General features: G+C 38.6%; 11 protein-coding genes, 1 tRNA gene, 1 pseudogene and 1 other annotated feature. Of the genes and pseudogenes, 1 reads left to right on the top strand and 12 read right to left on the bottom strand.

The annotated features are described in order from the left end of the window. Positions 1-14 precede the first annotated feature (14 nt). From RHP64_RS00640 to RHP64_RS00630, 3 genes are all read right to left on the bottom strand, one after another. Positions 15-1016 (bottom strand): uroporphyrinogen decarboxylase family protein, encoded by a 1002-nt coding sequence (locus RHP64_RS00640; protein ID WP_025267675.1) that lies wholly within the window; start codon positions 1014-1016, stop codon positions 15-17. Further along, the gene (locus RHP64_RS00635) at positions 1009-2040 is read right to left on the bottom strand and encodes a uroporphyrinogen decarboxylase family protein (RefSeq protein ID WP_025267674.1); all 1032 of its coding nucleotides are present in this window, start codon (positions 2038-2040) and stop codon (positions 1009-1011) included. The genes RHP64_RS00640 and RHP64_RS00635 overlap by 8 nt, the downstream gene beginning before the upstream one ends. A gap of 169 nt (positions 2041-2209) precedes the next feature. Further along, positions 2210-2467, bottom strand: a binding site (T-box leader). 120 nt (positions 2468-2587) lie between these two features. Then, positions 2588-3433 carry an undecaprenyl-diphosphate phosphatase gene (locus tag RHP64_RS00630; protein ID WP_025267673.1) on the bottom strand — a complete coding sequence of 282 codons (846 nt, stop codon included), beginning with the start codon at positions 3431-3433 and terminating at the stop codon, positions 2588-2590. A gap of 139 nt (positions 3434-3572) precedes the next feature. Here RHP64_RS00630 and RHP64_RS00625 point away from each other — a divergent pair. After that, positions 3573-3645, top strand: a tRNA-Lys gene (locus tag RHP64_RS00625). Between the two features lie 98 nt (positions 3646-3743). Here the strand turns inward: RHP64_RS00625 and xylB are convergent. From xylB to solA, 9 genes and pseudogenes are all read right to left on the bottom strand, one after another. Further along, positions 3744-5255: a xylulokinase gene (gene xylB, locus RHP64_RS00620; protein ID WP_061514753.1), complete on the bottom strand. Its 1512-nt coding sequence runs from the start codon at positions 5253-5255 to the stop codon at positions 3744-3746. Positions 5256-5401: 146 nt separating this feature from the next. Next, the gene (gene xylA, locus RHP64_RS00615; RefSeq protein ID WP_050895129.1) at positions 5402-6748 is read right to left on the bottom strand and encodes a xylose isomerase; all 1347 of its coding nucleotides are present in this window, start codon (positions 6746-6748) and stop codon (positions 5402-5404) included. Between the two features lie 174 nt (positions 6749-6922). Next, a complete protein-coding gene (locus tag RHP64_RS00610) occupies positions 6923-8092 on the bottom strand; it encodes an ROK family protein (RefSeq protein WP_025267671.1) in 1170 nt (389 codons plus the stop codon). A 205-nt stretch (positions 8093-8297) separates the two neighbouring features. After that, positions 8298-9751, bottom strand: a pseudogene (locus RHP64_RS00605) (sugar porter family MFS transporter). A 143-nt stretch (positions 9752-9894) separates the two neighbouring features. Next, on the bottom strand, positions 9895-10533 hold the full coding sequence (gene trhA / locus RHP64_RS00600; RefSeq protein ID WP_002815718.1) for a PAQR family membrane homeostasis protein TrhA: 639 nt from the start codon (positions 10531-10533) through the stop codon (positions 9895-9897). Positions 10534-10616: 83 nt separating this feature from the next. Then, entirely contained in the window at positions 10617-11498 is an 882-nt protein-coding gene (locus tag RHP64_RS00595) for a DegV family protein (protein ID WP_011679091.1), read from the bottom strand. Positions 11499-11541: 43 nt separating this feature from the next. Then, positions 11542-11880: a fluoride efflux transporter FluC gene (locus tag RHP64_RS00590; protein ID WP_014324176.1), complete on the bottom strand. Its 339-nt coding sequence runs from the start codon at positions 11878-11880 to the stop codon at positions 11542-11544. After that, on the bottom strand, positions 11877-12275 hold the full coding sequence (locus tag RHP64_RS00585; RefSeq protein WP_011679089.1) for a fluoride efflux transporter FluC: 399 nt from the start codon (positions 12273-12275) through the stop codon (positions 11877-11879). The genes RHP64_RS00590 and RHP64_RS00585 overlap by 4 nt, the downstream gene beginning before the upstream one ends. A 148-nt stretch (positions 12276-12423) precedes the next feature. Then, positions 12424-13551, bottom strand: a complete 1128-nt coding sequence (solA, locus tag RHP64_RS00580; protein WP_038534113.1) for an N-methyl-L-tryptophan oxidase — start codon at positions 13549-13551, stop codon at positions 12424-12426. Between the last annotated feature and the right edge of the window lie 15 nt (positions 13552-13566).

Raw genomic sequence — 13566 nt, 5'->3', positions numbered from 1 at the left:
CTCTCTTCTCCTCGTTACACAACGTTTTCATGTACGGCGGCAATCGCCCACTTCAAATGATCCACAGGAATATCGCGGGGAACAGTGCAATCCGCACCGATAATAACACGCTTTTTATCAACGTGGGACAATAATCCTTGTACAGCCGCCTCTATTTCGTCTTTAGACCCGTTGTATAATACATCATCTGTTGTATTACCAAATCCGCCCAATACAACTTTGTCTTTAAATATTTGTTGTCCCTGTTGGAGGGAAACACCTTCCACTGTCACTGCCCAATTGACAATTGGCAAGTCATAGTCTATAAACCACTCTAAGTGGTTACTTGTACCGCTGAAACCACAGATATGAAGAATGCTAATATCACTAACAGACTTAATTGCATCTATAACACTTAAATCAACATTCTTTTGTATACCATCAAACAATTCTTTAGTATATTTTGAACTCTGTAATTCTTGTGTACTGTAATAGACTCCATCAGCACCACCATGTACTACAACCGCCTTTACTTGCTTGATAATGTTCTTAGCTAGAACATTTAGAATATGCTTAATTTCCTCCGGGTATTGAATAAACAGTTCGGTTAAGCGTTCATCGCCCTTGGCAGGCAACTCACTTTCTGCATCATAGAGTGCCCACTTTAAAATCGTCACTGGTGAAAAGATATTATAAAAACCTCTACGCTGACCAATAACTTTTTTCTGCTCTTGCACTAATTTGACTTGTTCAGTAAGCCAAGGATCATCATCTTGTATCTCTTGAATTTTACTTAAATTATCAATATTTTTAGGATCAGTGACATTGTCAAAAGGAACATTAAAATAACCGTCACTCATTAACTTCACAAAATCTGGACGTAAGTCGTCAACATATTCCTTATGTCCTTGAATATTAATCGTAGCAATTGTTGGATTTTCTAATGCGTCGACGGTTTCATCATCAGCGAAATGGCGCCAAAAACTAACCGGTATTTTTTCTGTTGAATCTAATAATACATTTTGTTGATTACTCATAACTTTTCAAACCTTCACTTTCCTTTTGAACTGCTTCTATCGCCCACTGTAGATGTTGAGGATCAATATCCCGGGGAACCGTACAATTAGCACCAATAATTAAATTATCGGCACCAGCTTCCTGAACTAAACGTTTAGCAAATTGTTGTATTTCAGACTGTGTTCCTCGATACAAAACATCTTTCGCAGTGTTACCAAACCCACCAAGAACAATTTTCCCTGGGAAGATCTCTTTGCCCTCATGTAAAGATATGTCTTCCGTATCAACTGACCAGTTAACAATTGATGCCGGATAATTTTCAAACCATGAAATTGCATTTCTGGCGCCGCCATTACCACAAATATGTAAGATATTTGTATCTGACAATTGATTTGCTGCCTTTAGAACTTGTTTATCAGTCGCAGCGACAAATTCATCAAAATCGGCATGTCCTAGCCGTGGATCCTGAATAACTTGCGTACTATAATAGATCCCATCGGCACCAGCATTGACCGCAGCCTTCACCTGCTTGATTACATCTAGTGTAATCACCTCTAATGCCTGACGAACATTTTCGCTATCTGTCAAAATAATATCAGCAAGCTTTTCATCGGCTTTACTTTTATCGTAGTGTCCATCTGGATTTTTAACTAGTGCCCATTTAAGTAACGTCGTTGGTGAAAAAACATTATAAAATGAAGCTCGCTCACCGATGACCTGCTTTTGCCGTCTAACTAAATCTGCTGTTTTTATCAACCATGGATGATTATCCGCTATTGGTGATAAATTAGCGTAAACTACCCTTTTATCATCAGCATCTTGGTAATTAAATTCGTAATGAAACAGGCCGTCGCTCATTAATTTCACAAAATCTGGTGAGGTTGTCTCAACTAACTTCTTAGTACCTAAAATATTACCTTCAATAATCTCAGGATTTTTAAAAGCATCCAGCTCTACACCTGAGGCTGCCGAAAAATGATACCAAAAACTCGCTGGAACGTAGTTGTAATTATTAGTAAAGGATAATTTTCCCGTGCTTTCCATGTGATCTCCTTAATGATATTAATTTAAAGTTAATAAACAGAATCACATTCGGCTATGAGCTATGCCTAAGCCCTTTAATCTAACTAATATATTTTTAGTTAACAAATAGCGCATATCAATTTCTCCTTTATTTCATACAACAAAAAAACGCAGCCTTGAATAATCAAAGCTGCGGGACGAAGTTACCGTGTTACCACCCGTTTTCTGCATACTATCACTAGTACACACTTACCAAGTACAGAAAAGACAATGCTTTCGATACTCTGACACTGTAACGGGTGTACCCGAATGATATTTACAAACCTTATTGCTCACATCACTATTAACTCCAAGACCATTTTCCTAGCCATCCTGATACTAACTTTCACCAAACATTAGCTCTCTATACAATCATTTTGACAAGTACTTATCTTTTCAACGTTATATGTTGAACTAATTATATACTATGCATTTTCTCATGTCAATCACTTTTTATTTTAATTTTAAATATTTTTTTATGAATAAAAATATGAAACAAAAAAGCACAAGCCATTGCCTGTGCTTTTTATTACCCCACGATGCCAAGAATACCGAAAACTAAGAAAATAGCGCCTATAATAATTCTATAGTAACCGAATACCTTGAAATCATTATTCTTAATATAGTTCATCATAAACTTAATAGCAAACCAAGCAACAATCCAAGATACGATGAAACCAACAAGCATTACTATGCTTTGCATGCCCGTGAATGAACCACCATCTCTAAAGAATGAACCCATCTTAAGGAAAGTCACACCGAACATAACCGGAATTGACAAGAAGAATGAAAATTCTGCAGCCACGAATCGCGATGCTCCTAAGATAATAGCACCCAAGATAGTTGCTCCCGAACGTGATGTACCGGGAACGATTGACAGCACTTGAAACAAACCAATATACAATGCTAGTTTAAAAGTAATTTGGTTTACATTAGTAATTACCGGTACAATGCTTTTTTGACGGTTCTCAATCACAATAAACGCAATGCCATAAATGATAAGTGTTGCTGACACAACCCAGAAATTCATCAAATGTGCATCCATGAAGTCATTTAATGCAAATCCAAACACAATGGCTGGTAATACACCAACGATTACTCGAATCCACAAACGCCAAGTTTGGAATTTTTCATGATCTGTTTTTTTAGATGAAAATGGATTCAATTTGTCGAAGTACAATTGAATAACCGCAAAGATGGCTCCCAATTGAATCGAATAATCAAACACTGATCTGAATGATTTTGTCCAAACATCGCCACCAGGAATCTTCATCAGTGCTTCTGCCAAGATAATGTGCCCAGTTGAAGAGACTGGTAAAAACTCCGTCAGGCCTTCAATGATACCAATAATTATTGCTTTGATAAGATCAAACATGCTAATAGAGCGTGAACAAATGGTGCAAAAGTCCACGCATCTCCTTCCAATATAGAATATATTCATTTTATCATACTTAGCTATTGCATTTTGTATTTTCACATGGTATTATATTTGATGTTGTGAAACACGACATTATGGTCAGCTAGCTCAGTTGGTAGAGCAACGGACTCTTAATCCGTGGGTCCAGGGTTCGAGCCCCTGGCTGACCACTATTAAACCACTAAACAATTGTTTAGTGGTTTTTTTGATTTGATAATTACTAGTTGAGAAAACGTAGTATATTTTCAACCTAAAAGTTCTTTTTCAATTAAGAACTGATTTTACGCTGATAAGCAACTAATTTGTGTGATATTTCTGCAGTTGAACGATATGCCGTTTGATAAATGCTGTACATTTGCTGATACTTCAAAACATTTTCTGCCTTCGGTTCGTAAACCATTCCAAACGATAGGAAGGATTGTGCAGCTTCTTGCACACTGTCAAACCAGCCCAATCCTGTGGCTGCGATTATCGCGGCGCCTAATCCCGGTCCCTGCTCATTTTCTAGCGTTGTGACCCGCTTTCCAAATATGTCAGCTTGTATTTGTAACCATAGTGGTGACTTTGCACCGCCACCAATGGCAATAATCGTGTCAAAGTCAACCCCTTGTTGGTCATAAATTGTCATAATATCCTTGAAGCTAAAGATTATGCCTTCCAAAACCGCACGGATAAAGTCGCCTCGTTGATGTTTGCGATCAAGTCCTAAGAAGCTTCCACGGATATCTGCATCAGGATATGGTGTTCGCTCACCTGATATATAAGGTGTAAACAATAAACCATTGGCACCTACACTTGATTGTTCAGCTTCACGTAACCATGCTGAAAAGCTTTGTGTTTTACCAAAAACACGCTTAAACCAAGAATTGGCGTCACCAGCTGCTAACGTCACGCCCATGGAATAATACTTGTTAGGAATAGCATGATTGAAGAAATGAATTTCTCCATGATAGTCTATATCAGCATTATCTTCAAACTTTGCAACCACACCTGACGTTCCAATGGAAGACATGACCATGTTTGATTTGAGCAAACCCGCTCCAATTGCCCCAGCGGCGTTATCAGCCGCCCCACCATATACTTTAGTTTGTGTCGTCAATCCGGAAAATGTCGCGTAAGATTCTGAAATATGACCAACAAAATCAGTTGACGCAATGAGATCAGGGAAAAAAGATGATGGTAAGTCAAACGCTTCTGCAATATCTGTTGACCAGCACTTTTTAGTAACATTTAAGACAACCGTTCCAGCTGCATCAGAGTAATCCATGGCTAATTTACCAGTCATACGATATCGTAAATAATCTTTAGGTAGTAAGAAAAGATCCGCTTGCTTAAAAATTTCTGGCTCCTCCTCCTTAACCCATAAAATTTTTGGTAAAGTAAAACCTTCTAGAGGATAGTTTCTGGTAATATCAAGAAATTTTTTACCTAGTTTATTCTTAATTTCCTCTACTTGTGCGCTGGTACGTGTATCATTCCATAAAATTGCTGGTCGCAGTACCTGATGGTTTTCATCTAGCAAGACAAGCCCATGCATTTGCCCAGAATAAGAAATTCCTTCAATCTCTGTTGGCGCAATATGATCTTTTAAAATCAGATTAACAATTGCAACAGTTGTTCCATTGACCCAATCTTCAGGATTTTGTTCTGACCAGCCAACTTGTGGTTGTGTAACAGGATAATCAAAGCTTTGTTGTGCAACAATGTTCCCTCGCCGATCAACCGCTGATACTTTCACTGCTGAGGTACCAAGATCAATACCAAGCACTACCTTTGTCATGTCTAGCCTCCACTTTCTGTTCATCTTTACTAAGATAACCCAACACAGTTCACCCGTGTTATGTACAGGACCAGTTTAAACTAGTCTCTTTTGAAAATATTTATACTACTCGTACCAATTTGAATGTCTTAAGACACATTCAAATCTTAAGATCCAAGTACAGAAAAAATGTAATTATTCAATGTTTGTTTGATTCGTTCTTGGCGACCTGACTTGAGGGTTGCGTTGATTTCTTCATCTGTTTTATTTTCAATATAGGTGGCCAATTCTTTTAAGGTAACTTTCCCAGCTTCAAAATCAGCGCCAATACCCGAATCAAATGAAGCATACCGCTCTTTCAGAACATTTTCAATCACTTGGTCATCAATTAGCTTAGCAGCAACTTTCAAGCCAGCAGCATAAGTATCCATACCAGCAATATGCGCGTAGAACAAATCGTCAGCTTGGAAACTTTGACGGCGTGCTTTCGAATCAAAATTCAAACCACCAGTTGGTAGACCCCCGTTTTTCAAGAATTCATACATTACTAAGGTCGCCTCATAAACATCATTTGGAAATTCATCAATGTCCCAACCAGTGAGCTTATCACCCATGTTAGCATCTAATGACCCTAACAAACCAGCCTCTCGCGCAAATCTCACTTCATGCTCATACGTGTGACCAGCTAAGTAGGCGTGATTGCCTTCCAAGTTCAACTTGAATGTATCCTCTAATCCATAAGTTTTCAAGAAAGCAATTGTTGTTTGCACATCAAAATCATATTGATGCTGTGTTGGTTCTTTGGGCTTGGGTTCAATCAAGAATTGTCCCTGATAACCAATTTCATTTGCATAATCTTTAGCTAGCTTAAAAAATGCTGCAATATGATCTAATTCACGTTTGGTGTCAGTATTTAATAGAAAGTCGTAACCTTCTCGTCCGCCCCAGAAAACATATGATTCTGATCCTAAACGCTTGGCAATATCTAATGAATGCTTAATTTGTCCAGCTGCGTAAGCGAACACCTCAGCAAATGGTGTAGTTGCGCCACCAGCCAAAAAACGTTTATTCGTAAATAGTGATGAAGTATTCCATAAAAGTTTTTTACCTGTTTCATGCATTTTTTGTTCAATTTTGTCAATAACTTGATCTAAATTTTTATTTGTTTCGGCAAGTGTATGACCTTCAGGTGCAAGATCACGATCATGAAAGGCAAAGTAATTAACGTCAGTTTTTTCCAAAAACTCAAACAAATAATCAACCTTCGCCAATGCTTGCTCCATTGAATCTGGTTTACCTTGATTGTCCCACGGCCGGACTGCTGTTCCTTCACCAAATGGGTCTACTAAGCGTTGGTCCATTGTATGCCAATAAGTCACTGAAAACTTTAGCCAGTCACTCATTTTCTTACCTTTAACTATTTCATCTGGATTATAATAATGAAATCCATCACCCGCTTGTAATGATTGTGTTCCTACAAATGTTACTTGGGGAAAATCAAAAAGTTCTGCCATTGTACTTATCCTCCTGTATTAATTTAATACAATTATCATAGTTGGTTACACCAACCAACTATGATAATTGTATACGCTTTCATTAATTTATGCAAGCTTATTAACTAGGTCCACTAACGTAACAATTATAAAAAAGCAGGGACAGCGTAGTTACTGTCCTGCTTCACAAAAAGATTATAGCCTAAAACTAAGCGACAAACCGTCTAAATCTAATACTTCTCTGGCAATGCTCGATGCCCCACCTAATAATGTTGCATCGTATACTGAGTGATTTGCAAATAATATCTCGGACTGATTGATTGGATTTAACATTTGATAAGCCACAATCACGCGCTCTAATAAGTCAGGCATTTCAGCAATAAAACGTGAATGAATGAATAAAGCTTCCGGTGCCAGTGTTTGCACTAAATTAAATGCCACTCGTGAAATACCACGAACCCACTCATCAAGCAACAAACTAACAGTCTCTGGTTGTTCTTTTCTCAGTTGAATGAATCGATCCCTATCTTGAACAATCAACCCAGTTCGTTCGGCAGTTCTTCGTAACATAGCATCTTCAGAATATAAATCTTCAATTCTAACTGTCTCACCTGTACTTGTTTCAATCACACTACGACCTATCTCACCGGTTCGACCCTGTATCCCTCGATACAACTCACCATTAATTATAATCCCAGCGCCAATCCCATAGTGAATGTTTAAAACAACCATATTATTATAATGATCAGACTTGCGATAATCATGATAATCGCGCATATAGGTGGCCGCAAAATTGGCTTCGTTTTCCAAAACCACACGTACGCCACTGACGTTTTCAAGTTCTACTGCCATGTCTAGTTGTGAGTAATCGAAAAAAGGGGAATATTGTACCTTGTTATTTTCAACGACACCATGGATACCAACTGATATTCCCATCAGCCCGTTCAAGGTACCATTTTTATTATTCTTATACTTTTTAATCTGAGATATCATTAGCTCAGTTACTTGTAATACGCTCATGCCGTCCACAGCAGTATTTTGTTTCATAATCACTGCTCCACCAACCTGAACCAGTGCTGTCCGCAAATGATGTCGCCCCATATCAAAAGAAATGACGTACCCATAACGTCGATTAAACCGAATCAGCTTTGCTTTACGGCCTCCTGTCTCGGAAGTTTCACCATCACCAAGGCTTTCAATAAAGCCTTTCTCATCCAAATCGCGGTAAATAGAGCTGATTGTCGATTTATTTAAGTTTAAATCAATAGCTAATTGCGCCCGGGATGTTTCGTCAGCATTAAAAAGCGCTTGTAAAACTAAGCGCTGATTATGATCACGAATAGTTAGATGATCTGACTTTTTCATCTGAAATGCCCTCAAATAGTTTTCTATTAGTTTTAACAGTACCTCCATTGTACGGTAACCGACACATGCTTTCAAGTTGGCGTCCAAACACCGGAATATGAAGCAATGAATGTTTAAACTAAAAAACCTATGCGCATCAGTACAAAATATTTGCTTGATGCGCATAGGTTTAATGAGTAAAAATTCAGAATACGTATGAGTTCAGCTATTTTATCCCAACATAGTCACTCTCCAGATAGCCTTTTGCATGGGCTTTTGATCTCAAGTCTGATTCGATAGATTCTAATGAACGATTACGAGTCTCGATTGTAAATTTAGCAATAAACCAAATAGCAACAAAGCACAAAACACCATAAATGATAAAGAGCTTAGCAATCCCTTGCCCCTCTGCATTAATAGCATGATCTGGTGTAAAAGCGATTAAAAGCATAGGAAATGACTGTGACACAGCAAAATTAGCTGTCCAGTTTATAACGGCACCAAACGAGTTACCAAGTCCACGTATATTAAGTGGAAATGCCTCTCCTATCATAACCCACATAACTGGTCCCCAAGTAGCCGAAAAGAAAGCAATATAGAGCGTCAAAGCAATGACACATATCCATGAACCAACACTACCATTTCCCGCTCGAAGAACAAGCATTGCTGTTGACATCGTTAACAGCGATGCACCATACCAATAGCACCATAGGTTAGCATTTTCTTTCGATCTATTTTATCCATTATTTTAACCGCAATGGCGGTAACAATCACGTTAAATAATCCGATAACAATATGTGATTGGAGTGCAAAATGTTCACTAAACCCCGCAGAAATGAATATTTTTGGTGCGTAATATAATACGGTGTTACATCCCATAACCTGTTGAAAAATGGCCAGTCCTAAAGCCATTATTAACACTGGCCGTGCCATGGGACCAAATAGTTCCTTGAAACCACCGGAAGGTATATTCGCTTGTAGTTTAATATCATATAACTCTTCTTCTACAAGTTTTGCGTTTGGATTCATGGTTGATAAGACCTTTTGGGCTTCACTCATTTTTCCTTGTTTGACTAGGAAACGTGGCGACTCTGGAAGCGAAAGACCGCCGATAAATAACAGGGCAGCCGGCACTGCTGCTAATCCAAGCATCCAATGCCATCCGACATTTTGATCGAGTCCTAACCATCCACTTGGAGAAAGCCATTCATTTGAAACATAGGCAAGAAATATTCCCGTCATGATCATTAATTGAAATAAGGTTCCTATTCCGCCACGTTTGTCTGCAGGAGATAATTCTGCCAGATAAGTTGGAATCAATGCTGAAGCCGCTCCAACTGCGATACCCAACAATACCCGCGAAGTGACCAGTAGTGTGTAATTAAAACCAATTCCAGATCCCAAAGCACCTACAAAGAAAATTATCGCTGCTGATAAAAGAAGTTTTTTCCTGCCTAGTTTATCAGACATTGGACCTATAATTGCGGCACCAAGAATGGCACCAAGCAATACAGATGCCGTAATGAATCCATCTTCAAAAGATCCTGTCTGAATTTCTAATTCTTTTCCGATGAATAACATAGCACCAGATATTACACCCGTGTCATATCCGAATAGGAGGCCACCAAGGGCTCCAAAAAAATAAATAAAATTATTTGAGATAGGGTTACGTTTCAACATGATTTCTCCTTACTTTTATTTTTATATTGGAAGCGCTTACAACAAATACATTATACAACCGTTAGTTTATTTACGCAACCAACTAACTTTAATAAAGTAATCATTATTTTGAAAATAGTCATAAAAAAAAAGCCTAACGGCTTTTACAAAGAAATGTAGATACTAGCAAACATTAATCCAGCGCCACCTAAGACGAAGAGATGCCAATAAACATGACCCATTGGAATTTTAGGAATAAGATAAAAAATAGTTCCTGCCGAATAGGTCAAGCCTCCAGCAACAAGTAACCAGAAGGCGGTATGCGACAAAACGCCCCAAAGAATAGGCATTGCTAGAATAATCAACCACCCCATGACCAGATAAATCGTCACCGATACCCAAGGCCATCGTCCAACAAAAAATAAATCATAAACAAATCCGGCAATCGTCATTGCTAAAATAGCGCCCCAAATAGTCCAGCCAACCCAGCCCTTAATCAATAACCATGTGTAGGGCGTGTAACTACCTAAGATAACAAGATATATGCCTGCATGGTCAAAAAATTGAAAGATTTTTGCCGCACGGGTAAACACGAGCGAATGAAATAGCGTTGAGGCAAGTAGAAAAAAACCAACCGTACTAATATAGATGATAACCGCAGTTAAAGTCAATGCGGTAACTGGTTTGCTCAACACATGAATCATCAACATTACACCGGCAATCACAGCTAAAATGAACCCAAATCCGTGCGTGACCGCGTTGAGCACTTCATAAACAATTTGAAAACGTCTTGATCGTTGCATTAGTAAACCCCGTAAATTATTCTATTCTTAATTATACAATAAAACCAGCACCAATTTTGGTTGATACTGGTTTTTATTACCGATTAAATTAAATCTTCCCAATCACGTGCCCAGATTACACCCATGGCGCCATCGCCTGTATGTACGCCAATAAATGCACCAATCACACCACGTTCAAATTTAACGGTAGGATATTCAGACTGTAAATCTTTCAACCATTTATCGCCTAACTTCGTGTTATTACCATCAATTACATAGGCCCGAACAGGATAATCAGCTTCTGCTAATGACTGACGTAATGGTTCTTTTATTTCTTTTAAAGCCCCACTCATCTTGCGTGCCTTGCCAACAGCTCCGATTTTCCCTTCGTCTTGAACATCAATGGACAAAATTGGTTTGATATTCAACAAACCACCAATTAAAGCTTGGCCGCGTGATAAGCGACCTGTGCGTTGTAAATGTGAAATATCATTGACAACGAAGCGAACGTCAATGGTTGATCGTAGTTGTTCTAATGATGTAATAATTTCATCAAGTGAACGGTTTTTCTCCGCCATGGCAGCTGCTAATATAGCTTGCACACCGGCACCCATTACTGCTATTTTTGAATCCCACGCGCGAACTTCATCCATACCGTCATATGATTGCGCAATTGCATTAGCTGTTTGATAGGTGCCTGAAATACCAGATGAAAGCGTAATCAAAATGGCCTGATTGTAACCGGATGCTTTAGCTAAGTTCAGCGCTTCTTCCCAATCGCCAGGGGCCGGTTGAGATGTGGAGGCCAATTGCTTTTTTTCTTGCATCATTTTAACAAGTTCACCCAAACTATGAATATCCACAGTCTCCTTGTAGACTTCATCCCCAAAAATAATGGGATCATTCACTTGAAAAATATGATACCGGTTGCGGATAGCTACTGGCATTGCCGAAGATGAATCAATAATAACTGCTATTTTACTCATTATTTTGTCCTCATTAATATGTTCAACTTAATTTGGTATTCTTTCATAATATCGTGATTAGCGCAGTACCTGCACTAAAGAAAATCATACCAAAAATGATTTGCCAAGCTAAGTACCAAGCTTGTTGGCCACGAGTGTATTGACCGCTTTGTGTCATCATCGTACTAAAAGTCGTTAGCCCCGCAATTACACCCGTCGTCCAAAAGCTATGCATCGCATAGGTTGCGCCTGTAGCCATAAGATAACCTAGCGCGAAACTGCCAACCATATTAACAATGAATACGGCAGTAAAGTATTTCGACTTAGCTGACCACGTATTCAGAACAATATACCGCAGCATTGTACCTAATGCCGAACCAATGGCTACCCCTAGTATTGTCATACATGTGCCTCACCGATCTTGTTGCCAAAGTAGTTACCCAATTTTAACATGATAAGACCACCACCAAGAGTTAATATCATATAAACTAAAGCATTGGCTACGCTAATGAATAACTGTTGATGTACTTGCCAAATCATGGTGCTAAATGTCGTGAATCCACCTAAAACACCAGTACCAAGGAAAGACTGCCACCGCTCTAACCGACTGCGATGACTCGCTAGATAGGCGCCCAACATTGCTAATAGCAAAGTACCAAGCCAATTAATTAACATCGTCATTACTGGCATTGGTCCAATTATTGGAACTAATCCCAAAAGATACCGCGTAGCCCCACCAATGGCACCGCCAAGTCCGGTAACTAATAGTTCAGTTAGAAAATTCTTCTGATTTTGCATACCCTCTATTTTAGCAACTTTATGCTTATTCAGCAAAATTTTTAACTGTTATAAATTTATCATGAACATTGAAAAAGCAACTACTTAAATTAGTAGTTGCTTTTTTTCACGCCATCATTTAATTTTACTAAAGCATTTCAATATTTTCTTATGAATTAAACCGAGATAACAAAAATGGTGAGAGGTCAAAATCCAATGTTTCATTTAACGCTTTGGCAACCAATGTTTCGCCTAACACACTAGCAAATTTAAAACCATGACCACTTAATCCTGAAACAAACTGAATATTTTTCTTTCCTGGTAAATCGTCAACGATAAAGTGTTCATCCGGTGACAAATCATAACTGCAGGCCACACCATGATCCAAGTTGCCAACAGTTTTCAAGACACTGTTTAACAAAGGTTCTATTTCTGTTCTATCCTCATTAAGGGCATCGAAGTCAAGTCGTTCTTCTCGCTTCGTGATATATTGCCCTCCCTGGTGTCGACCTATTTTAATGAGCCCTTTATTGGCTGGAAAACCGTAATAATGTGTACCGTCACCGAGTTGAATTGTAAATGCTGGAAAACCGATCTCTTCTGCCAGCTGTTTTGGTGCTTCAAACCACGAAACAACTTTTCTAACTGGCTGAATGGGTAGGTTGGGTATCAGATCTTTAACCCAAGTACCAACAGTTATAACAGCCGATTTCCCTATAAATGTACCTGCATTTGTGGTCACATGAACAAATCCATTATCATCATTATCAACCGAAATGACCTGCGTGTTAAATTGTTCATGAGCGCCCAACCGTTTAGCTTCTTTAACATACGTATCAATAGCTAGTTCTGATTTCAAATAGCCAGAGTTCTTTTCTAAAACCGCCCTGAATTGATCAGGTATTGTAAATTGTGGCCACTTTTTTCTGGCTTCAGAAGCATCATATACTTCGATCGGTAACTCATATTTTTCAGCAGAAGTTATGATATTATTTAAAAAGCTCGATTGCTTAGGTGCTATATTCAGCACTCCTGTTTGATGAAATATGTCAACTTGTGTGTCTCTTTTTAGTTCGTTCCATAGTTCTTGCGCACGCAATACAAGAGGTACGTAAGATGAACCTTCACCATAAGCATGGCGAATCATCCTAGTTTCGCCATGGTGTGATCCATTAGTATGTGGCGGTGTGGCGGAATCAATTTCCAAAACACTTAACCCTCTCTTAGTGGCATAATAACCAGTGCTAGAGCCAACAGAACCAGTTCCTATAACAATCAAATCATAAATTTCAGCCATGTTAACTCCTTACTT

The organism is Leuconostoc sp. XM4 (assembly GCF_055698815.1).
This window is presented reverse-complemented; position numbering and strand designations above follow the sequence as displayed.

Coding starts and splice junctions, on each gene's coding strand:
- RHP64_RS00640 (WP_025267675.1), bottom strand. CDS start 1,016: ATGAGTAATCAACAAAATGTATTATTAGATTCAACAGAAAAAATACCG.
- RHP64_RS00635 (WP_025267674.1), bottom strand. CDS start 2,040: ATGGAAAGCACGGGAAAATTATCCTTTACTAATAATTACAACTACGTT.
- RHP64_RS00630 (WP_025267673.1), bottom strand. CDS start 3,433: ATGTTTGATCTTATCAAAGCAATAATTATTGGTATCATTGAAGGCCTG.
- xylB (WP_061514753.1), bottom strand. CDS start 5,255: ATGACAAAGGTAGTGCTTGGTATTGATCTTGGTACCTCAGCAGTGAAA.
- xylA (WP_050895129.1), bottom strand. CDS start 6,748: ATGGCAGAACTTTTTGATTTTCCCCAAGTAACATTTGTAGGAACACAA.
- RHP64_RS00610 (WP_025267671.1), bottom strand. CDS start 8,092: ATGAAAAAGTCAGATCATCTAACTATTCGTGATCATAATCAGCGCTTA.
- trhA (WP_002815718.1), bottom strand. CDS start 10,533: ATGCAACGATCAAGACGTTTTCAAATTGTTTATGAAGTGCTCAACGCG.
- RHP64_RS00595 (WP_011679091.1), bottom strand. CDS start 11,498: ATGAGTAAAATAGCAGTTATTATTGATTCATCTTCGGCAATGCCAGTA.
- RHP64_RS00590 (WP_014324176.1), bottom strand. CDS start 11,880: ATGACAATACTAGGGGTAGCCATTGGTTCGGCATTAGGTACAATGCTG.
- RHP64_RS00585 (WP_011679089.1), bottom strand. CDS start 12,275: ATGCAAAATCAGAAGAATTTTCTAACTGAACTATTAGTTACCGGACTT.
- solA (WP_038534113.1), bottom strand. CDS start 13,551: ATGGCTGAAATTTATGATTTGATTGTTATAGGAACTGGTTCTGTTGGC.